At 44.3% G+C, this 23,969-nt stretch carries 19 protein-coding genes; 12 read left to right on the plus strand and 7 right to left on the minus strand.

Going from position 1 to position 23,969, the window contains the following annotated elements:
• The first annotated feature begins 43 nt into the window (after positions 1–43).
• Complete coding sequence (locus P5674_RS04660; RefSeq protein WP_006620264.1) at positions 44–5,230, plus strand: nSTAND1 domain-containing NTPase; 5,187 nt, start codon at positions 44–46, stop codon at positions 5,228–5,230.
• A gap of 157 nt (positions 5,231–5,387) precedes the next feature.
• Positions 5,388–6,194, plus strand: a complete 807-nt coding sequence (locus P5674_RS04665; protein WP_006620265.1) for a TPM domain-containing protein — start codon at positions 5,388–5,390, stop codon at positions 6,192–6,194.
• Between the two features lie 196 nt (positions 6,195–6,390).
• On the opposite strand, the gene hisS is transcribed toward P5674_RS04665, so the two are convergent.
• The 3 genes from hisS to P5674_RS04680 form a co-directional block, all read right to left on the minus strand.
• Entirely contained in the window at positions 6,391–7,668 is a 1,278-nt protein-coding gene (hisS, locus tag P5674_RS04670) for a histidine--tRNA ligase (protein WP_006620266.1), read from the minus strand.
• Positions 7,669–7,769: 101 nt separating this feature from the next.
• Positions 7,770–8,081: a hypothetical protein gene (locus P5674_RS04675; RefSeq protein ID WP_006620267.1), complete on the minus strand. Its 312-nt coding sequence runs from the start codon at positions 8,079–8,081 to the stop codon at positions 7,770–7,772.
• Between the two features lie 19 nt (positions 8,082–8,100).
• The gene (locus P5674_RS04680; RefSeq protein ID WP_006620268.1) at positions 8,101–8,418 is read right to left on the minus strand and encodes a helix-turn-helix domain-containing protein; all 318 of its coding nucleotides are present in this window, start codon (positions 8,416–8,418) and stop codon (positions 8,101–8,103) included.
• Between the two features lie 129 nt (positions 8,419–8,547).
• Here P5674_RS04680 and P5674_RS04685 point away from each other — a divergent pair, with 129 nt between their 5' ends.
• Positions 8,548–9,522, plus strand: coding sequence for a carbohydrate kinase family protein (locus P5674_RS04685; RefSeq protein ID WP_006620269.1), 975 nt, complete (start codon positions 8,548–8,550; stop codon positions 9,520–9,522).
• A gap of 88 nt (positions 9,523–9,610) precedes the next feature.
• Here P5674_RS04685 and P5674_RS04690 read toward each other — a convergent pair whose 3' ends face one another.
• Positions 9,611–9,931 (minus strand): hypothetical protein, encoded by a 321-nt coding sequence (locus P5674_RS04690; RefSeq protein ID WP_006620270.1) that lies wholly within the window; start codon positions 9,929–9,931, stop codon positions 9,611–9,613.
• A 391-nt stretch (positions 9,932–10,322) separates the two neighbouring features.
• The gene (locus tag P5674_RS04695) at positions 10,323–11,282 is read right to left on the minus strand and encodes an orange carotenoid-binding protein (RefSeq protein ID WP_006620271.1); all 960 of its coding nucleotides are present in this window, start codon (positions 11,280–11,282) and stop codon (positions 10,323–10,325) included.
• A gap of 200 nt (positions 11,283–11,482) precedes the next feature.
• Between P5674_RS04695 and P5674_RS04700 the strand changes: the two genes are divergently transcribed.
• On the plus strand, positions 11,483–11,956 hold the full coding sequence (locus P5674_RS04700; RefSeq protein ID WP_014276901.1) for a CYTH domain-containing protein: 474 nt from the start codon (positions 11,483–11,485) through the stop codon (positions 11,954–11,956).
• 11 nt (positions 11,957–11,967) lie between these two features.
• Entirely contained in the window at positions 11,968–12,408 is a 441-nt protein-coding gene (locus P5674_RS04705; RefSeq protein ID WP_006620273.1) for a T3SS (YopN, CesT) and YbjN peptide-binding chaperone 1, read from the plus strand.
• Positions 12,409–12,451: 43 nt separating this feature from the next.
• On the opposite strand, the gene P5674_RS04710 is transcribed toward P5674_RS04705, so the two are convergent.
• Positions 12,452–13,339 carry a prephenate/arogenate dehydrogenase gene (locus P5674_RS04710; RefSeq protein WP_043468623.1) on the minus strand — a complete coding sequence of 296 codons (888 nt, stop codon included), beginning with the start codon at positions 13,337–13,339 and terminating at the stop codon, positions 12,452–12,454.
• Between the two features lie 237 nt (positions 13,340–13,576).
• Between P5674_RS04710 and P5674_RS04715 the strand changes: the two genes are divergently transcribed.
• The 7 genes from P5674_RS04715 (at position 13,577) to P5674_RS04750 (ending at position 23,452) form a co-directional block, all read left to right on the plus strand.
• The gene (locus tag P5674_RS04715; protein WP_014276899.1) at positions 13,577–15,031 is read left to right on the plus strand and encodes a pentapeptide repeat-containing protein; all 1,455 of its coding nucleotides are present in this window, start codon (positions 13,577–13,579) and stop codon (positions 15,029–15,031) included.
• A 175-nt stretch (positions 15,032–15,206) separates the two neighbouring features.
• The gene (locus P5674_RS04720) at positions 15,207–16,760 is read left to right on the plus strand and encodes a pentapeptide repeat-containing protein (protein WP_014276898.1); all 1,554 of its coding nucleotides are present in this window, start codon (positions 15,207–15,209) and stop codon (positions 16,758–16,760) included.
• A gap of 182 nt (positions 16,761–16,942) precedes the next feature.
• Entirely contained in the window at positions 16,943–18,508 is a 1,566-nt protein-coding gene (locus tag P5674_RS04725; protein ID WP_014276897.1) for a helicase C-terminal domain-containing protein, read from the plus strand.
• Between the two features lie 100 nt (positions 18,509–18,608).
• On the plus strand, positions 18,609–19,457 hold the full coding sequence (locus tag P5674_RS04730; protein ID WP_046319820.1) for an amino acid ABC transporter substrate-binding protein: 849 nt from the start codon (positions 18,609–18,611) through the stop codon (positions 19,455–19,457).
• Positions 19,458–19,967: 510 nt separating this feature from the next.
• Complete coding sequence (locus P5674_RS04740) at positions 19,968–20,738, plus strand: pentapeptide repeat-containing protein (RefSeq protein WP_014276895.1); 771 nt, start codon at positions 19,968–19,970, stop codon at positions 20,736–20,738.
• 62 nt (positions 20,739–20,800) lie between these two features.
• A complete protein-coding gene (locus P5674_RS04745) occupies positions 20,801–22,537 on the plus strand; it encodes a hypothetical protein (RefSeq protein WP_014276894.1) in 1,737 nt (578 codons plus the stop codon).
• A 246-nt stretch (positions 22,538–22,783) separates the two neighbouring features.
• Complete coding sequence (locus P5674_RS04750) at positions 22,784–23,452, plus strand: response regulator transcription factor (RefSeq protein ID WP_014276893.1); 669 nt, start codon at positions 22,784–22,786, stop codon at positions 23,450–23,452.
• On the opposite strand, the gene P5674_RS04755 is transcribed toward P5674_RS04750, so the two are convergent.
• On the minus strand, positions 23,445–23,927 hold the full coding sequence (locus tag P5674_RS04755) for a low molecular weight protein-tyrosine-phosphatase (RefSeq protein WP_014276892.1): 483 nt from the start codon (positions 23,925–23,927) through the stop codon (positions 23,445–23,447). The genes P5674_RS04750 and P5674_RS04755 overlap by 8 nt on opposite strands.
• Positions 23,928–23,969 lie beyond the last annotated feature (42 nt).

The following is a 23,969-nucleotide window of genomic DNA, read 5'->3' on the forward strand; positions in this document are numbered from 1 at the left end:
CTGATTAAATAGCCACCCTCAACTCACCGGGTTAAATTCAGCCATGACTAATCAATTAACGCCTCAGCAATTCGAGAGCCAAAATCAGCGATCGCTACAGAGATTAGCCCGTGCTATTTCCTTTTCACAAGGTCAATTTTCTCTAATTTTAGTAAGTTGTAACTACTCCTATCTACAAACCAAAGTTATCAAGCAATTACAGCAAAAATTACCGGAAGCAGAGACCATTCAAAACATCACCCTAGCGCCGGAAGTTACCACCCTCTACACGACATTATTAGAGCGCATAGCCACCCCTACCCCTAGCGCCATCATGGTTATGGGTTTAGACAGGGTGGAAGCCTTAGAAACCCTGTTAAGTTCCACCAACCAAGTCCGGGATGAATTTCGCAAGAATTTTTCCTGTCCTTTAGTATTGTGGATAACAGATATCCTAGCCAAAAAACTAATCCGACTAGCACCAGACTTTAAAAGTTGGGCGGCGGCTACGATTAAATTTGAAATGGCGACCCCGGACTTGATTAAATCACTGACCCTCCAAGGTAACACGCTGTTTTCCTTAGCCGAATTACGAATTAGGTCAGGAGAATTGCACAGCCGCCAGTTTTATAGCCGGTCAAAAGCGCCTAAATATGACCTAAGTATTGGTTCCATTCGTCGCCGGGAATTAGAATTAGCTTGGAAAGATTTACAACAAAGGGAAGTGGAAATTAACCTATTTCTCCAAGCCACTAAACAATTTATTTTGGGCTTAGATGAAGATGCTGAAGACCGAGGAGATAAGGCGCGTGTTCATTATCAACAAAGTTTAGCCGATCTGGACAATTGGATATCTACCAGCGCAACCAGTCGCGACCCCTATCAATTTATTTATCCCATTTCCTACCAAGTCATCCGGGGGATTATCTTATTTCATATTGCTTTAAACGATCGCCTAAAAGCGGTGCGATCGCGACACATTCCCCAGGTCAAATCGCCGGGTAATAAGGTCAAATTTCTGCATTCAGCCAAAACCCACCTAGAAGAATCCCGTCAGGCTTTTGAAACAGCAGGAAGACCAGATTTAGTAGCTGGAATCCTCTGTTATTTAGGGGATGTTCTGAAGGGTTTATACCAATGGGATGATTTACAGAACCTAGCGGAAACCGGCATTAAAATCCATTTAGCGTATGGTTGCGATCGGCAATTAGCCCAAGATTATGGATTTCTGGCTGAAGTAGCCCTTCAGCAGAAAAAATGGCATAAAGCCTTAGAACTAACTAAACTAGCCCTAGCAATTATTGACTCGGAAAAGCGCCCCAATGAACGGGGAACTTATCTGCTGCTATTAGCTCGCAGTTACAAACATTTGAATGAATGGGAACAAGCAATTAAGGAACTAGAAACCGCCCGCTTAGAAACCTCCCCCAGTTATGATCCACAGTTGTATATTGATATTCTGGCTGAATTGCGCCATATTTACTACGAAAAAGGTCAATATTTAAAAGCATTTCGGATTAAACAAAGACAACGAGAAGTTGAGCATCAATACGGTTTTAGGGCTTTTATTGGAGTTCATCAATTGCAGCCTTCTAAACAGGCATTAAATTCTGTTATTAACCACAAAAACAATATCTCAAAATCGGCTATTAGTCCCGGCTTTGATATGACTAATAATAGTCGGGATCAAGATATTAATAATCTGATTCACAGGTTAGGGCGAGATGATCATAAATTAATTGTGCTACATGGTAGTTCTGGAGTCGGGAAAAGTTCCTTAATTAATGCGGGTTTAGTACCAGCGATGGCGGAAATTAGTTTAGGGGCTCGTAATGTTCTACCCGTGGTAATTAATAGTTATACAGACTGGGTACGAGAACTGGAAGCGGCTTTAGCGGAAGCCTTAATTAATCAAGATAATCTGAATATTAAAAGCCAGAATTTAAAACGACTTTGGTATCGGAAAATTATCAAGGCTTCCCAAGGTAATGTTATATGTAATAGCACGGGTATTGAATCTTTGAATAATCGCGATCGCACCTCATATATTCTGCATCCCGATTCATTTATTAACAGTCGTCTCCAGAAAAATGCCGACCAAAATCTCCTGACTGTTATCATTTTTGACCAATTTGAGGAATTCTTTTTTCTCTGTCGCGATCGCTCCCAGCGCCAGACATTTTATGAGTTTTTAAATCTCTGTCTAAATGTCCCTTTTGTTAAGGTAATCATTTCCCTGCGAGAAGAATGTCTAGCCTGGTTATTAGAATCGGAATATTTATCTCCATTAGATGCCATAAATAACAACATTTTAGATAAACATATCCGCTACCATTTACGAGATTTTAGTAAAGCGGAAGCCCACCGAGTGATTCAGTCTTTAAGCAAACGTGCTAACTTTAATTTAGAGCCAGCTTTAATTGATAAATTAGTGGAAGATTTAGCCGATGAACGCTCGTTGGTCAGACCAATTGAGTTACAGCTTGTTGGTTCCCAACTCCAGGAAGAACAACTCCGAGGAATCACCACCTTAGCGGAATATGAAAGACTGGGAGACCATCCCAAAAACCAACTAATCGAGCATTTTATTAATGGTATTATTGAAGACTGCGGCCCCCCAAATGCTAATGCAGCCTGGGATATTTTATTTGCTCTGACGGATGAAAAACTAGCTCGTCCGTTGAAAACGCGATCGCAATTAATCGCCGCCATTAGACCCGATCCATCTATGGTAAATCAGGGCAAATTTTCCGATAATGAACCCAGCCATAATCATCATGCTTTCATTGATATTATCTTAGAATCAGGATTGCTGCTGCGTCAACATGAGCAACCAGAAGACCGCTATCAACTAATGTATAATTATCTAGTATTTCCCATCCGAGAAAGCTATGGAATTTTAGCCCAAAAGCGTCAGACAGCCATTGAAAAGAAACTGCAACAAAGTCTGAAAGCCAAAACCCAAGCCGAAGCGGCTCAAAGCCAAAGCGAACAACAACTGATACACCGGAATCGACTCTTAAAACAACTGCTTTGTGTGTCGATTGTCGCCACTATAGGATTAGGGGTATCAACCACAATTGCTTACCAACAAAAACGCCTAGCTTATATCACCTCATTAACAGCATCTTCCGAGGCGTTATTTTTCTCTAATTATCGTTTTGATGCTTTGCTGGAAAGTTTAAAAGCCGCCCAACAACTCCAAAAAATCAAGTCCTTATCTGTAACTGCTAACAGTTTCCAGGATGCGGAAATTCGGGTAGCGACTACCCTAGGACAGGGAGTTTATGGCATTCATGAACAGAACCGCCTAGAGGGACACGCGGATATAGTGTGGGATGTTGTGTATAGTCCCAGCGGGGATATATTAGCCTCTGCTAGTACGGATAATACTATCAGATTATGGACTCCTGAAGGGAAGGCGATCGCCACTTTAACAGGACATAATCATAATGTAACTAGCCTGGATTTTAGCCACTGTGGTCAAATGTTAGTTTCCGCTTCTGATGACCATACAGTTAAACTCTGGAGTCGGGACGGTAAACTATTACAAACATTGATCGGACATACAGATAAAGTCAAAGCGGTTCGTTTTTCTCCTGATAGTCAAATGATAGCCTCTGCGGGGAGCGATCGCACCATCATCCTGTGGAATTTACAGGGAGAAATCATCCGCACTATTCGTTTCCGCCATACCGCACTGACCTGGATTAACTTTAGTCCTGACGGTGAAATATTAGCCGCCGCAGCCAATCAAGGAGACGTGCAATTTTTCAACCAACAGGGTAGAAGATTAATGAGTATCAGCCACACGAAAAAACGGGACTCAGTAATTTATTCAGTTAATTTTTCCCCCAATGGTCAATTCATAGCCACCAGCGGTACAGATGGCACAGTCAAACTCTGGACTCGCCAAGGAGAATTACTCAGGACTTTACAAGTAGATGAAAATATTGTTTTCTGCGTTTCATTTTCTGCAGATGGTCGAAGTTTAGCCACAGCCGGATATGATAAAACTGTGAAAGTCTGGAGTTGGGAAGGGGAATTACTCAAAACCTTTCGCGGTCATGGAGATAAAGTAACACGGGTACGTTTTTCCCCGGACGGTCGCACCCTAGCCTCATCAAGTTATGACAAAACCGTGAAGTTATGGAACCTTCACAGTAACCCCAGAGCCACCTTAAAAGCCCATAATGATCGAGTTCTCGATGTTACCTTTAGTCCTGATGGTCAAATCTTAGCTTCTGCGTCCCAAGATACAACCGTGAAATTATGGAGTAGTTCGGGTAAACTCCTGCAAACTCTATCAGGTCATAGCGATCGCGTTTCTTCCGTGAGTTTTAGTCCTAACGGAGAATGGTTAGCCACAGCATCCTATGATCACACAGTCAAAATCTGGAAACGCCTTAACTCCCAGTCCAACTGGTACGATAATTGGCCCATGAAACTGCGAGTTTCCAAGTTTAACGGTATTGGTGTCATACCAAAATCTCTGTTTGTACCCTCTCCAGTCGCCACCTTAGTCGGTCACACAGATAGCGTCATGACTGTTACATATAGTCCAGATGGTCAGTATATCCTCAGCGGAAGCAAGGATGGAACCATTAAAATCTGGACTGCTGACGGTCAATTCCTACGCACCATCACAGGACATCAGGAATGGGTTAATCAGGTGAGTTTTAGTCCCGATAGTCGGACAGTTGTTTCCGCCAGTGATGATGGGACTTTAATTCTGTGGAAGTGGGACCCAGCCAATACTATGCTTTCTCGCCTCAAAACTATCCAGGCTCATGAGAGTTATGTCTTGGGGGTCAACTTTAGTCCCAATGGTAAAGTTATAGCTTCTGCTGGATACGACAATACAGTTAAATTATGGACTCAGGACGGAGTTTTGCTCAATACCCTATTAAAGGGGACTAGCGATAGTGTCACTCGTGTAGTGTTTAGTCCTGATGGGTCTTTACTAGCTTCCGCCAGTTATGATAGTCATGTTCGCATTTGGAGCGCTAAGGACGGAACTTTGTTGAAAACTTTAATGGGACATAGTGATAGCGTTATGTCTCTCGGTTTTAGTCCAGATGGCCGAACATTAGCCTCCGCTAGTCGTGACCACAGCGTGATTATGTGGAATTTGGATCTCGATAGTCTCATAGACAAGGCTTGTGAGTGGGTTCGCAACTATCTTGACCATAATCCTAATGTTAGGGATAGCGATCGCCAATTGTGCGAGAACACCTACCAGAGGAGTTAACAGCCTCCGTATCTTATATCGACACTCCCCAGCCACTGCCTAAATTTCTCCGATTCTGTGGTAAGGTTAACAATTGTAACGAATATGAGTTGGCATTATCTCTGGGTTAAGAAACATCTCCCGTCGTTCACATTTGATTATTTGGTATAAAATATCTATGCAACAAATCTGGTCGCACAAACTCTTCCGATTCATTGCTGTATTCTGTCTCCTGCTTTCCACCTGGGCGATCGCACCAGTAGCCGGCGCTTACAACAACCCCGAACTTCTACCCGAAGTCCAAACCCCGATCATAGATTTAGCCGAACTGCTGACAGACGTTCAAGAAGACCTGTTAGCCGAAGACCTGAAACAGTTTGAATCCCAAACTGGCTGGAAACTCAGGGTGCTAACTCAGTTCGATCGCACTCCCGGTCGCGCCGTCAAGGAATATTGGGGACTTGATGAACACAGTGTCCTATTGGTAGCTGATCAACGTGGCGGTAATATCCTTAACTTTAGTGTCGGTCGGGATCTATACGACCTGCTGACCCGAACCTTTTGGGTCGAACTTCAGACCCGCTACGGTAATCAATACTTTGTCCGCGATAATGGCGAAGATCAATCAATATTGCAATCTATCGAAACCATTCAAACCTGTTTACTCAAAGACGGTGGTTGTCGAGTAGTTCCCGGTCTTCCCAGAGAACAATGGATTCTCACCTTAATCACCTCCGCCTTGGGTGGCGTAATTTGTGGTATTGCAGCTATTCCCCGTAAACCCGGACAAATTGTGGCTTGGCAATGGGCCTTAATCTTTTCTCCCCTGTGGGGCATTTTATTTATAGCCTTCGGTCTCGGTCCGGTAATTAGTCGCACCTCCGATTGGGTTCCCGTAATTCGCAATGTCTCCGCTTTCTTAATCGCTGTTTTTGCGGCTTATTTAACCCCCGCATTTAACCACTCTTCCACCTCGGAAACTTAAACCTTTGACCTATCAATTAGGGCGGGTTGAGCCTTGTTAAGCTGCCAATTAACCGTCATTTTGCGACCCGCCCCTATCTAAAAAAAATCACCCTTTTTAGCAACAATAATTATGGCACTTTAATCGCTCCCACCAGTTGTTTTAGCAATTAACCACCTCATTTTTCGTCAGCAAAATCCGCCCAACTCACTAATAATTAGCTGTTGGTAATTAACTGTTGTTTGATATCCTCAACGTTACCAATCAGATCAACTTGGTTTAACACAGTTTGCTCGCCACTTTTCAACCATTTGAGGTTCACAGTTCCGGCGATCGCCTCAGCATCTCCCAACACCAAACAAGCCCCAGCACCACTGCGATCGGCTCGTTTAAACTGTTTACTAAAAGCACTACCACTCAGGTCTAATTCAACCCTCAAGCCCGCTTGACGCAGTTTTTGAGCCAAAATCAGACCATTAGCCTCAGCCTTTTCTCCGCGAGACACCAAATATAATTGTGGGGTAACTTGTGGAGGTTGGTGCAATTGCTGAAGCAGAATAATTAAACGTTCCAAACCGATCGCCCAACCCACCGCCGGAACTGACGGGCCCCCAAGTTCCTGGACCAAACCATCATAGCGACCACCGCCGCAAACCGTAGCCTGAGCGCCAAGGTCATCAGAAATAATCTCAAAAGCAGTGTGGGTGTAATAGTCCAAACCGCGAACCAGTCGAGGATTTAGCGTGTAAGAAATCCCCAATTCCTTAATCAGATACTGCACCCGTTCAAAATGAGATTGCGATCGCTCTCCCAGATAGTCCAAAATACTCGGAGCGTTGCGGGTAATTTCCTGGGTGCGTTCATCCTTACTATCCAAAATCCGCATCGGGTTACGGGTAAGGCGATCGCGAGAGTCTTGATCAAGTTCCCCGCTAAATGGTGTCAGATAATCAACCAACGCTTGACGATAATTTTGGCGATCGGTGCGATCGCCTACTGAATTAAGATTCAAATGCAGATTGGTAATTCCCAAACTCTTGAGGATATCCACCGCCACCGCGATCACCTCCACATCAGCGCGGGGGTCATCACTACCGAGAACCTCCACCCCAAGTTGATGAAATTGTCGTTGTCGTCCCGCTTGAGGACGTTCGTAGCGAAACATCGGCCCCATATACCATAGTCGTTGTACACCAGGATTAGCGTGTAGTTTCCGCTCAATATAAGCTCGCACCACCCCAGCCGTACCTTCAGGACGCAGAGTAATAGAGCGATCGCCGCGATCGCAGAAAGTGTACATCTCCTTTCCCACCACATCCGTAGCCTCACCGATACCCCTTTCAAACAAGGCAGTTGGCTCAAAAATCGGTGTCCTGATTTCTTGATAATTCCCTCGCGCCAAAGTCTCCTCAGCCACAGAAGCCACCCACTGCCAATAACCGACTTCCTCCGGAAGGATGTCACGGGTTCCTCGTAAACTTTGAATTGATTCCATCTCTATATATAATCCGTGCAAAAATAGGACTCACCGCCAGGAGCATGATCCCCACACTCAGGGAAGCCGTGAGCCTTCTGTACTGACCAATTTCCTGCTGATCAATTGGTGTTTATCGTATCTAAAGATTGCCAAGAACCATAGCGATCGCCATAATAAGCTAAAATCCGTTCAACTTGCGAGGGAATGTCCCCGTCAGGCGATTCGGAATATTCAATCGATAGGGCCGCGACTTGACTCGACCTAGGGTCAAATTTTGACGATTCCCAACCCTCGACATCTTTAGACATAGGCACTAAACCCGTCTGTACACCCTCCACCTGTCGCAGGTGAGCAGCCACTTCTCGATAAACCGCTAAAGGTAATCGAGGACAGCAAAACTGATAACGGATTCTTGAGTCCATACTTGCCATGATGATCAGTGATCTATATTTACTCAACTACAGGAGAGGATACAGTTTCATCAACACTATCAGTTAATTCTACTGATGATTCTGGTTCTGGTAGGGTGCAGCAATTGATATTATCAATGCAAACTTTACCCCATTGCAAAGACCAGCGGACCAACTCCACCCGATTACCTGTCGAGGTTTTAGTCAGGATGTTACTTATGTGGTTATCTACTGTACGTTTGCTGATTTCCAGCTTTTCCGCGATTTCCTGGTTAGTCAAACCGATCGCCACCAGTTCCACAACCTGTAATTCTCTTTCCGAGAGGGAGACAGGGGATTTGAATTTACTGTCGGACATAAGGGTATCCTATCTCTGCATATTTACTTAGCTATCACCATTTTAAACTGTACAATCCATTTGCGTCTTCTAACCTCAGATGCTTCTGCCCCAGCGCAGATTCTGTGAACTCTATTTTTGACAGTCAAGATGAATCATTCTCGCGTTATTTGCCTCGGTGAAATTTTATTTGATTGCTTGGCAGACGAGCCTAACCAGTCCTGGGGAGAAGTTAAATCTTGGACCGCTCACCCGGGAGGGGCTCCCGCTAATGTCGCTTGTGCTTTGGTGAAATTGGGAACCTCTGCCGGCTTTATTGGCGCGGTCGGTTCCGATGAAGGCGGCGATCGCCTCCTGGGGTTTCTTCAATTGGTTGGCGTTGATACCACCGGCATTCAAAGACATCCATCAGCACCCACACGACGGGTTTATGTGTTGCGTTCAAGCACTGGTGAGCGAGAGTTTGCCGGATTTGGCAATCTCAATACTATTGATTTCGCTGATGCCTATTTGCAAGCCCAAGCCATACCAGAGTCTTTGTTTGTAAATGCTGACTTTTTGGTGTTGGGTACATTGGAACTCGCCTATCAGGAAACCCGCCACGCTATCACTCATGCTTTGAAGTTAGCCGATCGCTATAATCTCAAGATTTTAGTAGATATTAACTGGCGACCGAATTTTTGGCCAGACCCGGAAGCAGCCAAACCCCTAATTATGGATTTGCTCAAACAGGTTGATTTTGTCAAATTATCAGAGTCTGAAAGTATCTGGCTATTTGATACCACTGATCCTGGTACCATTAACTATCGCCTAAACTCCGTGGAAGGGGTGTTAGTTACTAAAGGCGATCGCGGTTGTGCTTACTGTATCGGAGATCATGAGGGTTATTTTCCCGGATTTTCTGTCCCAGTGAAAGATACCACTGGCGCAGGTGATGGCTTTGTGGCTGGCTTTATTCACCAAGTTTTGCAGTTGGGTATCCCTAGCCTCCAGAACCCAGAAACCCCTAGGGCGATCGTTACCTATGCTAGTGCAGTGGGAGCCTTGGTTACTACTGAATTAGGGGCGATCGCAGCCCAACCCACCGCCGCCGAAGTTGACGATTTTCTCAAACAGCAGCCATAGCCACTCAAATTGGGGGCGGGTTCAGTAATCAGTTTTGATTCTCAACAGTCCAACTACTCAACCCGCCCTTATTCAATAGGTGCGAGAATTAGAGCCTAGTCAAAGCCGAGATTTTCGCTAATTTATCTTGACCCAAAACCTGTAATTCTTCCAGGCTTAACCATCCCTGTTTAACTAATGTGGCTAACACAAACACACTGGCAGCATCTCTATAGTCATACTTACCATCAATCTCGTGTCTTCTGGCACTCAAAAAATCATGCAATTTCCACACCTCGTCAATTTCTGTGAGATTAAACGCTTTTTGTTTAACCTCATCAATCAGAATCTTAACCTCCCGCTCATAAGCGTTATGTAAGGCATCTACAGCCGCGTTTTTATCCTGTTCAGACCAATTAATTTCACTCACTTATCATTACCTAATTGAGCATTACCACAGCCGATATTTGCTCGATATTAGTGCGCGAGTACCGTAGAATATATCTAGGCAATAAATAGGTGCTATTAATCATCATAATATAGCCATCATAAATATCCGATAAATCATTATGAACTTTCTATCCTGTGGTTGTAATTTTATCTGAACCGCTGGTTGTTCACAAATCATTTCATAATGCTATATTAAACACTGTCTTTACCTACCTACCTACTTAACTTACCCTCAAGTAACTTTTTACTGCCCGTAGCACTACAATGATCGCCACATTCAATCGATGGGGAATCGACTTTATCCCCAGCAGAAAAGGGAGCGCTTTTGCTTAGAAAACGCTCGCCTATATAATTTCTAGGTGAACTCTATTCTAGCGCACCAAGTTCAACAACTCTTTGGGAGATGCTAACAAATCGATCGCCACAAAGAAAACCTTATTTTCTGGGTTCAGCAAGAAGCGCCAAGCAATATTCATCCCCACATTACCACCAAACCAGGGAGTTTGCACTTTACCAGTAACCTTAATCTGAGTATAGCCATCTTCCGTCGGTTCAGAAACACCTCGTTCTGGGATTAACTTCAGGTTCTGGCATTCTTCCCGGAAGAACCGCAGCACATTCTCTTTACCAACAATTGGTTTTTGGAAAGGAGGTTGTAAAGCTCCATCTTCTGCAAACAGACTAATTAAGTTATCAAAATCGTTAGCATTCAAGTTGTCCATGTATTGCAGGACTGTGGAATTGGTCACACCTTCGATTTGAACTTTAGTCCGTTGGGACATCTCTTGAGGAGGTACAACAGGTTCTGCTACCCGTTGATAGCTGCCTAATTTGCTGGTATCGAACCCCATATCAACAACACAATTACGCAGCACCGTGATTTGTTGACCTGGATCAATACCTTGAATAGTCACTAGGATAGCGTTGGCGTTAGCTGAGAGTTTGTAGCCTTCGGGAATGGGCGCAACAAGTCCTTGATCCATGAAACGCCCTAGTTCATACCAGAAACCCAGCTTGATATTAGGAGACCAACTAGCATAGGTACGACAAATGGGAGTATCTGTCCGGTTCGCCAGGTCACACATAGCCTGGGTTTGCTGTAGGGGGGTCATCTGCCGAATTTCCTGTAGGGTGTTTTCAGCAAACTGCATATTCGCAGCCCCAGGAGCAGCAATGGTGATGGTTTTACCCATTTCCAGATACGCAAACCAAATGAGAGCCAGTTGATCTTCGGCACTAAGCTGCTTGAACCGAGCGATCGTCGCCGGAACTACGTCAGCCGCTAGGGTTTCTGGAAAAATGCTACGAGCCGAGTCAATGGTGAATGGCATTATGTGTACCTCTACTTCAATTTCTGTTAAAGCAACTTTACCATACTTAACAAAAATTTACAAGTTTAGGTATCTGAGAATGCAGAATTTTTTTTTATACCACCGATTTAGTCAGGGGAGGGCTTAACTGTTCACCCTTTCACCCGGATCAGGGATACAATAGGCGCACAGCTTGGTAAATTGGGCAAATTGACTAAAATATGGCAGTTGAGATCGAACGTAAATTTTTAGTGCGCGGCGACCAGTGGCGATCGCTTTCTGTGGGAATGGTTTACCGTCAGGGCTATATCACCACCACCCCAGAAAAAACCGTCCGAGTCCGCATCGCCGGAAATCAGGGCTATTTGACCATTAAGGGCGCTTCTGAGGGCTATCAGCGCGCCGAGTTTGAATATCTGATTCCCATTGAGGATGCCGAACAGATGTTATCTAGTTTATGCGTTGGCCCTCTCATTGAAAAGAAACGCTATAAAATTCCCATCGGTGATCTGATCTGGGAAGTTGACGAATTTTTCGGGGATAATCAGGGGTTAATTTTAGCGGAAGTGGAATTAAACAGCCCCGATCAGGCTTTCGAGTTACCAGAATGGATCGGGGAAGAAGTTAGTCACGATTACCGCTATTATAACGCTAATTTAACCAAGTTTCCCTATACTCAGTGGCCTATCAAGTGAGGACAACAATCATGGAATTTCAGACCCAAGTTCAACGAGAATGTTATGAACAGGTCGCTATCTGGATGGAGGAGATGTTCACTCAGTATCCTTGGGAAAAATTAGACGATCCTGGCTTTGGTTTATTTCTGGGTTCCGCCTGGGTAGAAGTGCGAATTTACCCCTGGCACGAAGATGCTGTCATTGAAACGCGATCGCTCGTAGTTCAAGGGGCAGAAATTACCCCGGAATTGATGCAATTTTTATTATTGAAAAATTCTCAAATGCGCTTTGGTGGTTTTGCGATCGATGACCATGATCATATTTACCTTAGCCATACCATAGTCGGTTCAACCTGTGACCCAGGAGAATTAGAGTCCTCAGTTTTATCTGTCTTAGAAACAGCCGATGATTTTGATGATCAAATCATCCAGAAGTGGGGCGGAAAAAGGGCTTTAGACATTGTACCATAATCGTTTGGCTACCAACCATAAAACTAGGGCATTATCCCGAATCTTAACAATTAAACCGCGATCGCCCTTGTTGAGTTGCCGTTAAATACTGTTCTAAAGTCTCCCAGTCTTCCTGTTGAATGGCGAGTGTAATTTTATCTAAACTTTCGCGATAATTAGACAAAGACTTTAACACAGCTTCCCGATTATACTTAGCCATCATCACCCCTAACTCAGGGTTCCCACCACCCACGCGGCTGGTGTCTCGAAACCCAGAACTTGCTAGTTGATAAGCCAGAGCCAGGATCTCCTGATTGTCCTCAGTAGCCGTCGCAGCAATGAGACTAGCGCTAACCATGACCGGGAGATGAGAGATCCAAGCTACCGCCCGATCATGGTCCATGGGGGAAGATTGATAAACCCTCGCGCCTAGTAAATTAGCGATCGCCACCACTACCTCCGTCGCTTCTGGGGGGGTTGTTTCCGTGGGAGTAATCACATAGGGTCGCCCTACAAATAACTTGAACTGTGCCGCATCAATACCACTATAAGCTGTTCCCGCCATGGGATGTCCTCCCACAAAGTTCCGCCAGAGGGGTGATATCATATCAACAATAGGAGTTTTTACCGAACCGACATCTGTTAAAATGGCGTGAGGATTCAGGTGTTCCAATAGTTGTTGAACCGTAGAAGCGATCGCCCCAATGGGGGTACAAATAAACACAATATCCGCCCTAGCCATCAACGACAAACTACAAGAGGCTTCATCAACCGCCCCCATAGCGATCGCCCGGCTGCAGGTAGACTGGCGGCGAGAAACCCCCAACACCCGCCCCCCCTGTAGCACTGATTCTTCCAGAGGTTCAGTTAATCCCTTCCCCTCCCACAAAGAACGCAAATCCAAGCCTAGGGAACCGCCAATTAAACCCAATCCGACAATACCAATGTTCATCACTTACCATTCATCTTTAATCGGCGATCGCTGCCCTGAGTTTACCTGTGAAACTGGCAGCCCAAATGCACAACCAAATAACTTTAATTAATTCCCAATCAAGCAAATTTTGGGAAAATTGTCAACCCAAAACCCCATAGAGATTTGTGACATCAACTCAACGAATTGACAGATCCCCCCCAAATTTTGATAGAATAACAGTTTAATTTGCCGATATTAAACGGGAGCCAAAAAGGCATGGATGCCGAAGAACTGCTGCTAGAATACCAATCCGGGAACCGTGATTTTAGTGCCATTCTGCTATGTGAAGCCAATCTGAGCCGGGTCAATCTTAGTCAGGCTAATTTTACCGAAGCCGTTTTGAGCGTTACCAACTTTAGCGGAGCCAACCTAACAGGCGTTAACCTAACTCGAGCCAAACTGAACGTTTCCAAACTTAGCGGCGCTATTCTCCAGGGAGCCAACCTCAATGAAGCAGTTCTCAACGTCGCCAACCTGATCAGAGCTGATCTCAGTCAAGCCAACCTCGTCGATGCGTCCTTAATTCGGGCCGAACTAATGCGAGCCGAACTCAGCGAAGCCGTAGTCAATGGGGCGAATTTAACCGAAGCAGATTTAAGAGAAGCCACCCTCAGACACGCCGACCTCCAACAAACCAATTTATCCGGCGCTAACCTATCAGAAGCCTGTTTAATTCTCAGTAACCTAGAAAGATCCAACCTAACCCGTGCTGATCTTACACGAGCCGATCTCAGGGGGGTTAATCTCCGTAACGCTGAACTGCGACAAGCTGAACTAAATGGCGCAGATCTTCGTGGTGCTAACCTGAGTGGCGCAAATCTCCGCTGGGCGAATTTAAGTGGTGCTAACCTGAGTGGCGCCAACTTAGAAGCCACCCAATTAAGTGGCGCAAGTTTACGCGGTGCTAATCTTAGTGGCGCAAGTTTACTCAATTGTAGCGCCATTCATGCTGATTTAACCCAAGCTAATTTGATAGACTGTGACTGGACAGATGCTAACCTGCGAAGTTCCGCATTGACAGGAACTAAACTTTATGGAGTTTCCAGATTTAGTTTAATTGCAGATGAGATCACCTGCGATTGGATTGATCTGAGTCCTAACGGTGATGGTAGCAAAATACAGCGTTTTAGTTCCCAACAAGCTCATCAATTTTTTAACGTTGAATCTCCCACAGTTCAAATCCGTATTAATGCCCCCCTAGACCCAGATACCCACTGCATTTTAGCTTCCATATATCGGCAAATTATCCAACACTATCCCTTTATAAAATCTCCCCCTAGCATTGATATAGGTTCGCGCCGAACCCTCTTATCGTTTAGAATAGATGAGGAACAGCTATTTATGACAGCTTATGTAGTGATTCTACCCTTTGCAGATGTCGCCAAAACCAGAGAGTGTATTCTGGAATCATTGCGGATGCTCACCTTGGAAAATAGTTCTCAAATGGGAGTCAGATTATCTAACCAAGTGATTCAGTTTGGCATCGATATAATTAAAAAAATCAGCCGTTTAGAAGACCATTTGTTATCGGAAAAGTTACAGGAAGAAATTGACGGGAATCATCCATTTTTTAACCATCCTACTCAAACCATTTTAAGTAACTTAGTCGGGGAATATTTAGCTATTCATAGCCATCCCGAATTTGGGAGGAAGTTTAGTCATATTCCTTGATGGATTTATCCAAAATCACACCCGAAAAATATCGGGAAATGGCGATGGCAACCCCAGATATTTTCACCAGTTTTGTAGCCAGCTTTGATGCCAAATAAAGTCATCACAAATACTCTATCTCCCTCGTTAATTGCTCTCTTAATTATTTGTACATCAACAGTGAATTTTCCACAGAATGACAGATACTAACAACCATCAAAATTCTGAGAGTGACGTTCTTAAAGTTTATGAAATTGTCAAAAAATATCGAGATGGAGAACGAGATTTTGAGGACATAAATTTAAACGAAATTAATTTGAGTCGAATTAACCTAGCCGGAGCTAATTTAAGTGGTGCATCCTTGAGTGTAGCTAATTTAAGCGCCTCGGATTTAAGGGAAGTTAATTTGACTCGTGCTAATCTGAATGTAGCTCGATTAAGTAATGCTAATCTCACCAAAGCTATTTTAAATCAAGCCACCATTAATGTAGCTAATTTGGTGAGAGCAGATTTAACGGAAGCACAGTTAATTAACACCCTATTAATTAGAGCAGAATTAGTTAGGGCGAAACTCAGTAAAGCTAACTTCACCCAAGCCAACTTAAATGGGGCTGATCTGCGAGAAAGCAAACTTCAGCAGACTAACTTTAATGGTGCTAATTTAAGTGGTGCGAACCTGCGAGGTGTTTCTGGAGCTTTAACTAAATTTACGAAAACCGACCTACGAGGAGCGGATTTACTTAAAGCGAATTTACCTAAAGCTGATTTTACTAATGCGGAATTAAGACAAGCAAATCTGACCTATGCGAACTTGAGTAATGCTGATTTTAGTGGTGCAAATCTGCGCTGGACTGACCTACAAGGTGCAGACCTGAGTGGTGCAAATTTGACAGAGGCTAACCTCAGTGGTGCTAATTTATCCGGTGCTAATTTAAGCAGCGCGGTGTTAGTAAAGGCTAGTTTAGTTCACGCTGACTTGAGCCAAGCTAACTTAATTAGAGCGAATTGGAGTGGCGCAGACTTGTCAGGAGCGACATTAACTGGCGCTAAACTTTATCAAGTTTCTAGGTTTAATCTAAAAGCTGATGAGATTACCTGTGAATGGGTAGATTTGAGTGCTAATGGTGATCATAGTCAGGTTTATCATTTGGATCGGGAAACTCTCCGAAAGTTTTTTAATCAAACTCGACCCAGAGTTGAGATTATGGTTAATTCTCCCTTAGATCAAGATGGGAATATAGCCTTAGCTACTATTTACTACAAAATTGCTCAAGAGTTTCCAATTATGGAAAGTCCCCCCAGCATAGAAATAGACGATCGCACTACAAAACTCACATTTATTGCTAACCAAGAACAAGAATTATTTGCCATTAGCTGTCTGGCTATTTTGCCCTTTGATGATGCTTCCCAAACCCAGAAAAATATCGTTAATTTACTGCGTCAGATTCAAGATTCTACCCTTGAAAAAGAGCGGCGATCGCAATTATTAAGCGCTATGGGTCAAGTGATTACCAAAATTAATGAGATGAAAAAAATAGCCCGCACCATTCGCTCAGAATTCAATCCGCTATTTTTTAGTAAACCCACCCGCACCCAATTAACTAATTGCAGCCAGAAAATGATTATGGTTCATGAAAATTCCCAAATCAGCAAACTAAATCCCTCTCCCCATAGTAGTGCCGAGGTGGGTTATGCCCCGAATTTTGACCAGGTGATGGCTTTTATTAACAGTTTTAATGATCTACCCTAAAAGTATCATCAAATCTCCAGGTTAACCATTAATCATTAATTGTAATCATTAATTGGGCCAGGTTCGATCCAGTCACTGGTTCGGTGTTCTGCTCGCCACAAGCTAAACTAGAAGTCAATGGGCTGAAGTTGAGAACCATCTTAACCTCTGGGACATTACTAAATATTTGGCTTGATAACCCTGTGATTGAAGTAGAAGCACATAATCTGGTTCGTCGTTTGGTGCAGTCCGTTGGTAACATGGACTGGCCCCACTATTTGACAATGACAAGATTAGTGGCGCGCGCGTTGCGTTTGGGACGTAGTGCATTAATTCAAACTGGGGTGAGGCCACAAATCCGGGAGCATCCCTATCGGTTTAGTTATCTAATTCCGGTTTTAGTTTGGGGAAAAGCTAGTGTGATCGTTGCCTCCGAAGCGGTAATTGAGCAACTTTTGACGGTGGAAATTCCCAAAATTCAGGGTATTACAGATGCAGATGATCAGAAATTACCCCTGATGCCGATTCAAAAGGGCGATCGCTGGCCAAGTAGAGATTTTCAGGGTTTGCTACTGACCACCCCTCAAATATGGTTAGCAGATAGATTAGGCGATAACCAGCACTTTCCCCCACATATTCCCACCATTATTGATGATGCCGATAATTTAGAACAGTGGAGTCGCGATCGCCTCACCGCCGCCCTAGAATGGTCAGATTGGACCCTATTAACCCAGAAGCGACCAGAATGGCGAGACACCCTCGAGTTAACCCAAGTGCGTCTAATTCGCTCAATTTTCGCCCACCCAGCTAATCTTTATGGTTGTCATCTCCTCGATGAGGAAGAACAGGATATTCTCCAAAATCTGTTTTTGACTCTTACACAACCCACAGAATCAACTACTACCTCAGCCGAAACCTCTAGTCAACGCTTAGACTCTCGGTGGCATGAGTTTTACCATCAATGGTTATCTGACAATCAACTAAAGTGGGTAGAAGTTGACCGCGCCCAGGGTTCATTCAAATTATATTGCAGTCCCCTAGAAGTGGCTTCAGCTTTGAGTCCCATTTGGGAACAACAACCCGTAGTATTGATTGGCGGCGCTTTAGACTTGGATAAAAACGCTCCCATTTATCGTCAGATCATGGGATTAGGGGATTTAACCTGTGTTAAATTTACACCCGATCGCCAAAGCCAATTAATCCAACTTTATCTACCTTCTGGGATACCGATGCCAAATACACCCCAGTTTGAGAAGGCATTAATTGAGCAATTGCGGACCTTGCTATGTATGAGTATCAATATTAGTGGTTTGAAAGTTTTATTAGTTGAGGATATTCCCCTCAAAGGAAAAGTGGCGGCGGTGTTAGCTTCAGAGTTTGGGTCCCTAGTTCAGGTGGAAACCACAGCTATCAGCGAAACAGGGGTTTTAGTGACCGGTTGGCAATTTTGGCGAAACCATCAGCATCAGTTCATTTCTCCCCATTTATTAGCGATCGCCACTTTACCGTTACCCTCCCTAGAAAATCCCCTAGTAGCTGGGAGGGTCGCCTACTACAAACAGCAACGCCAGGACTGGTTTCGGCTATATTTACTCCCCGCCGCATTAACAGAGTTACAGGGGGCTGTCGCTCCCGTTCGCCACAAACAAGGTATCGTAGCCCTATTAGATAGTCGGGTCACTCGTCGCACCTATGGAAAACAGGTACTAACAGCCCTCAGTCCCCACGTTCAAATCGATTATCTCGACACCACTTGGTTAAATATTTAATGGGCTTGATTGTCCTTGCCAACAGTGCTATTATGGGCTAAATTCCGTTAGCCCTTTAGGGCAAAGTTTTCAACCAACTTTTTTTAAAAAAATTGCGACAATGAATCAAAAATTAGCAATTTCCCTACTTAGCTTAGTCCTGAGTGTTGGCTTTACTGGTGTAGCTGGGGCGGAAACGGTTTTAGAACAAATTGGACGAACCGGAGTCCTGCGGGCGGGTGTACGGACTGATGCGGTTCCCTTTAGCTATTTAAACGATAATGGCGATATCGAGGGATATTCTGTCGATTTGATTAGGTTGATTCATGGTCGCCTCCAAGAGAAGCTAAACCAGCCTATCCGGTTGGAGATGACTACTGTTACACTTCAAGATCGCTTTGACCAGGTGCAACAGGGAAACCTAGACCTAGTGTGCGAAGCTACTAGCATCACCGCTGAACGGGAAAATGGGGTGGATTTTTCTACTCCCTTTTTTGTGACGGGGATTCAGATGTTAGTCAAAACTGAAAATCGCGATCGCCTTGACCCCACCCAACTATCCGAAACAGACATTTCAACCGTTAGCTTGGAACGGGTTACCATTGGATTTTTAGAATCTACCACCACTGATAGCGAGTTGCGCCCAGTTTACCCAGAAGCCCAATGGGAAGCCGTCCCTAGCCGCGCTGAAGGTATCCGCCGCTTACAGGAGGGGGAATTACAAGGCATTGTTAGTGATGGTATTCTGTTGCTTGGACAATTGTGGAAAGATGGGAGAACCCGCCAGAACTTTCAACTGGTTCCCAGCCAACCCCTGACCTTCGAGAATTACGGATGTATCCTACCAATGAACAGCCGGGAGTGGAGCCGAGTAGTTAATTCAACTATTGCCAGCCCAGAAAACACTACCCTTTGGAATCAATGGTTTGATACCAACCAAGGTAGGTTCCCTTATCGTAAATTTGAATAAGTATTGACCGAGAATATGCCGATCAACAAACCGGGAAATATTGAGGGTGTTTCTCGTGTTTTGGGGAGGTGAAATCAATCGTATATTCTGCCTGCATGAGTTATAATTTACTCAACAACGTGGAGTAACCCCCGACGTAGGCGATCGAATACTTCGTTAATGCAGTCGTGTTCTTCATCGCTTAGACATTCCTTTGATAGAAGCAAGTACATAAGTTGCTTTTGATCCTCGCGGGTGATCTTGCGAGAAACAAAGATGCGCTCAATTAGAGCATCGAGATTGTTAGATGAGGGTGAGAATTGCGCCAGCATGGGAACTCAGATAACGCTATGTTGCTATTATCTTACCTTTTGGGCATTATGAAAGTGATAGATCGCGTCAGCAATTGTGATTATGATCAAGATCAAACCTGATTGATATCACAATGACCCGATATACCACCCAAGTCCTAGCGAAAATGGTATAGAATAAAGGTTCATGAACGCTTACTCGCGCTACCGGATATCTGCCATGAAATTCCCAATTCTGACGATGATTACCCTGTCGCTTGCTATCCTACCAATGACTCCGGTGCGAGCCAGTAATTTACAGGATATCCGACAACTCCTGTCTACTAAAGAATGTGAAAACTGCAACCTGACTAATGCGGGTTTGGTGTTAGCAGATCTCAGCGGGGCGAACCTGACCGGGGCGAACCTGACCGGGGCGAACCTCAGTCGTGCGAACCTGACCGGGGCGAACCTGACCGGGGCGAACCTGACTGGGGCGAGTTTATTTGGGGCGAACCTGACCGGGGCGAACCTGACCGGGGCGAACCTGGCGGGGTCAGATTTGCGGGGGGCTTATTTAGCTAATGCGATCGCCGTTGATGCTAATATTACTGAGGCTCAATTAATTGGAGTGGTGGGACTCCCGACTAATATTGGTAATGCGGAGGACTTCTATCGCCTGGGAGTTAAAGAAGCCTTAGAAGGGAACTACAGAAATGCCATAGACCACTACAACCGCGCACTGAGTCTCAATCCTAACCTGGCGGCGGCTTATTTTGCTCGCAGTATGGCTTGGGCCGATTTGGGTGATTTAAATAGAGCTATGTCAGATGCTAAACAGGCTCAAGAACTATATAATAGATTGGGGAGCCAGGAAGGGCAGGAAATTGCTGCTCAGTTGATGGAAATTATCGAATTTCGTCAAAATCCCCAGGAACTGAGAGCGCGTAATGGCGGGGTTATGGAACTTCTGGAAAGTGCGACTCCCCTACTGTTAAGATTTCTGTTCTAAGCAGAAAAAATTGATAAGGCACTACTGTTGGTTTAATGCGAGTTTTGATGGAGTTGTAGACTATGGGCGATCGCCAAAATCAATCTTTTTGGGATTCGGTAAACCAGAAAGTATCCGGTCTGCCTAAAAATTTGAGTCGACAAGCATCAGAGTTGGGTAAATCCATGAGCGATCAGGCTACAGAAACAGCTCGAAAAACAGCGACTGAGGTGGGGGATTCGATTACTCATCGTGCTTCCGAAGTGGGGAAAGTGGCACTGCATCAAGCCACCAAATCCGGCGCTTCTGTGGTTAAACACGCTCAAGGATGGGTGGAAAATATTTATCCAGAAGCCGAGGACGAAATCCCCACTAATCCCGAATATGACTGGAGTACAGATGAGCTTTATCATATTTTTGTACCTGCTCAAATTGCTACCAATGGGGGGACTCAAATGGTGATGGTAAAAACAGGTAAAAGATATGAAGTTAAAATCCCAGCCCATAGCTCAGAGGGAGCTAATCTGCGTCTGAAAGGATGTGGATTGCAGGGGGAGGATGCCTTTTTGATTTTGCATACTTTCTGGAACCAGCTATCTGATAATATTGACCGTAAAATTAATAACCTCATTGTCCAATCTCCTATTCATGACCGCAGTAAAATTAGATGTTTTCAAGCCTATAATCATCTGCAATCAGGCTCGGTTATCAAAGACCCGCCAGCCCTGAATTTGCTTGATTATCTGTTTATATCTTCCCCCTATTCAGAGTTAATGCAACGGTATCTTATTGCCAGTTATAACTCGCGATTAATGGCTATTGAAAGATGTATGGAATTAGCCTTAAATGCCGGGGAATTAGAACTAACAGAACAACGATCTATCCGCAGCACTTATCAATATTTGCGTGCGGGGGAGATGATTACTGATTTAGACAGCCTCACTCGTCTGGATGCCATAATTTTACATTCCTCCCTCCCTAAGATGCTCAAACAATATTATCTGAGATGTAGTGCGATGGCTTGGGCAATGACTGTAGATGCCATAATTGTTAATAGTATTAATACCAGCCAGACGATTGCACAGGAAGAACGACCAGATTTTTTATCTATATTTACCAAGTTTCGTCAGGGGAAAAATATTCGGAATCAGCCCCAATTTAAACGCTTTGAGGCTTGGATAGCACAAGCCGAAATTCCCCCAGTGTGTCAGGTGATTTTTTACCTATGGCGAGAAGGTAGCTTTCTGTTGAACAGTGAATTACTATCACAGGATTGGGAACAGTCCTGGAAAGCGATCGCTACTGCGAAAGCCTATATAAACGAGACACAACCTCAACCCTCGGTCAATTTACCCCCCATTGAAGTTTTACCTGGAACTCTAGCCGAGTCAGCCTATAACAGTGTCTCCCGTGGTGGTTTAGGTCTGTTGTCCGGAAGACCAATGCTAGAGGGGATAACAGGATTAATTGAAACAGCCGCCCAAGTAGCGATCGCCCAAGTAGCCTTACTTCCCGCTACCGAAAAAATGGCTTTAGGTATAGGCCATGATAGCGATCGCACCACCACAGCCACAGGTAAAAATTGGCAAGCCGTGGGTTCCTTTGGAGACACACCCAACCCTCGATCTAGTAAATTATCTGGCTTACCTGCCTATAGAGACATGATCACAGAACTCCAAGGCTTACAAGCCATAACTCAGCCGGGGGAGTGGCTGCCGGAAAGAGTGTTATCTTCTCAATTCAACGTCAGACAATTATTTACATATCAGAAAACTCGTCAGCAAACCATTAAAGCCTTGGAAACTCAGATGTATGCCTAATCATACAGCCCCCTGCCATGCCACTGCTCAGTACAGGGATAAATACTTATCCCTTAAGCTATCCACTTGTCAACTACATATAATGTTAAAATAAACAATCCCAAATAATCATTTAAGTAGTGGCGATTTGAGGATAGCTACAGCATTTGGTATTAACTTCCTAGTTGGTGAGGTGTTTTTTGTGAGTCAGCCTATCTCTAAAACCCATAGAGAATCTAAATCTCTAGTCTTTTATCTCCAGTTCCTATGCCTTTGACACTTCTAGTCGTTGATGATGATTTGGGAACTCGCCTTTCGATTAGCGATTATCTGGAAATGTCAGGATATATGGTCATTTCTGCCACCAATGGTCAGGAAGCACTCGAATTGGTAGAAAAGCATCAACCGCACCTGATAGTAACAGATATTGCCATGCCAGAAATGGATGGTTTTGAGCTAGTCAAGCGAGTTCGTTCCCAGCCTATTTTCCGCTTGTTGCCAGTGATTTTTTTAACCGCTCATACCAGTACGGAAGAGCGGATACGGGGCTATCAACTCGGATGTGATAATTATCTCCCTAAGCCTTTTGAATTGGAGGAGCTAGGTGTGGTGATTCGATCGCTTTTAGAGCGATCGCAACTAATTGAAGCCGAATGGAGGTCTCGGATTAATGAACCCCTATCAAACCATACCAGTTCCAGTCATAAACGCCATCATTTTCACAGTTTCTCAACCACTAACATTCATCTCACCGAACGAGAACAACAGGTTTTGAACTTACTTACAGAAGGATTATCCAATATCAAAATCGGAGATTCTCTGCATCTGAGTTCTCGCACTGTCGAAAAGTATGTTAGCAGTTTACTCCGCAAAACTGACAGCAGTAACCGCGCTGAACTGGTAAGGTTTGCCTTAGAAAATGACCTAATTAACTAACCGATGGTTGATTAACCACAAATTCTAGTAAGCCTTCACAGCCATCTAGTAGCAAATCAATCACCTGATTAAAACCTTCCGGGCCGCCATAGTAAGGATCGGGAACTTCTTTGAGGTTATGATGCCGACAGAAATCGCACATTAGCTTAACCTTATCACCATATTTTTTCCCTCGATCAAGATACAGAATTTGCTGATAATTGTCCCGATCCATCGCCAAAATTAGATCGAAATTCTCAAAATCGGAGGCGGTGAACTGACGAGCAGAACCCTTGAGGACAATGCCCCGTTTTTTCGCCGCCATAGTCATACGAGAATCAGGGACCGAACCAATATGATAGCTCGATGTCCCCGCCGAATCACAGACAATACGATCGCCCAAATTAGCCTCTTCGATCAGATGATTCATAATATTCTCAGCTGAAGGCGAACGACAAATATTTCCCAGACAAACAAATAACAATCTATAGGACATAGTTGGAAAGACGATTTTTGACTATGGCACTAATGCCACAAT

It is taken from the genome of Limnospira sp. PMC 289.06 (genome assembly GCF_032350395.1).
GTDB classification, from domain to species: Bacteria; Cyanobacteriota; Cyanobacteriia; order Cyanobacteriales; family Microcoleaceae; genus Limnospira; species Limnospira platensis.

Bases quoted from the DNA above. Each gene is read 5' to 3' on its own strand.
- P5674_RS04660 (WP_006620264.1), top strand. From the start codon at position 44: ATGACTAATCAATTAACGCCTCAGCAATTCGAGAGCCAAAATCAGCGA.
- P5674_RS04665 (WP_006620265.1), top strand. From the start codon at position 5,388: ATGCAACAAATCTGGTCGCACAAACTCTTCCGATTCATTGCTGTATTC.
- hisS (WP_006620266.1), bottom strand. From the start codon at position 7,668: ATGGAATCAATTCAAAGTTTACGAGGAACCCGTGACATCCTTCCGGAG.
- P5674_RS04675 (WP_006620267.1), bottom strand. From the start codon at position 8,081: ATGGCAAGTATGGACTCAAGAATCCGTTATCAGTTTTGCTGTCCTCGA.
- P5674_RS04680 (WP_006620268.1), bottom strand. From the start codon at position 8,418: ATGTCCGACAGTAAATTCAAATCCCCTGTCTCCCTCTCGGAAAGAGAA.
- P5674_RS04685 (WP_006620269.1), top strand. From the start codon at position 8,548: ATGAATCATTCTCGCGTTATTTGCCTCGGTGAAATTTTATTTGATTGC.
- P5674_RS04695 (WP_006620271.1), bottom strand. From the start codon at position 11,282: ATGCCATTCACCATTGACTCGGCTCGTAGCATTTTTCCAGAAACCCTA.
- P5674_RS04700 (WP_014276901.1), top strand. From the start codon at position 11,483: ATGGCAGTTGAGATCGAACGTAAATTTTTAGTGCGCGGCGACCAGTGG.
- P5674_RS04705 (WP_006620273.1), top strand. From the start codon at position 11,968: ATGGAATTTCAGACCCAAGTTCAACGAGAATGTTATGAACAGGTCGCT.
- P5674_RS04710 (WP_043468623.1), bottom strand. From the start codon at position 13,339: ATGAACATTGGTATTGTCGGATTGGGTTTAATTGGCGGTTCCCTAGGC.
- P5674_RS04715 (WP_014276899.1), top strand. From the start codon at position 13,577: ATGGATGCCGAAGAACTGCTGCTAGAATACCAATCCGGGAACCGTGAT.
- P5674_RS04720 (WP_014276898.1), top strand. From the start codon at position 15,207: ATGACAGATACTAACAACCATCAAAATTCTGAGAGTGACGTTCTTAAA.
- P5674_RS04730 (WP_046319820.1), top strand. From the start codon at position 18,609: ATGAATCAAAAATTAGCAATTTCCCTACTTAGCTTAGTCCTGAGTGTT.
- P5674_RS04740 (WP_014276895.1), top strand. From the start codon at position 19,968: ATGAAATTCCCAATTCTGACGATGATTACCCTGTCGCTTGCTATCCTA.
- P5674_RS04745 (WP_014276894.1), top strand. From the start codon at position 20,801: ATGGGCGATCGCCAAAATCAATCTTTTTGGGATTCGGTAAACCAGAAA.
- P5674_RS04750 (WP_014276893.1), top strand. From the start codon at position 22,784: ATGCCTTTGACACTTCTAGTCGTTGATGATGATTTGGGAACTCGCCTT.
- P5674_RS04755 (WP_014276892.1), bottom strand. From the start codon at position 23,927: ATGTCCTATAGATTGTTATTTGTTTGTCTGGGAAATATTTGTCGTTCG.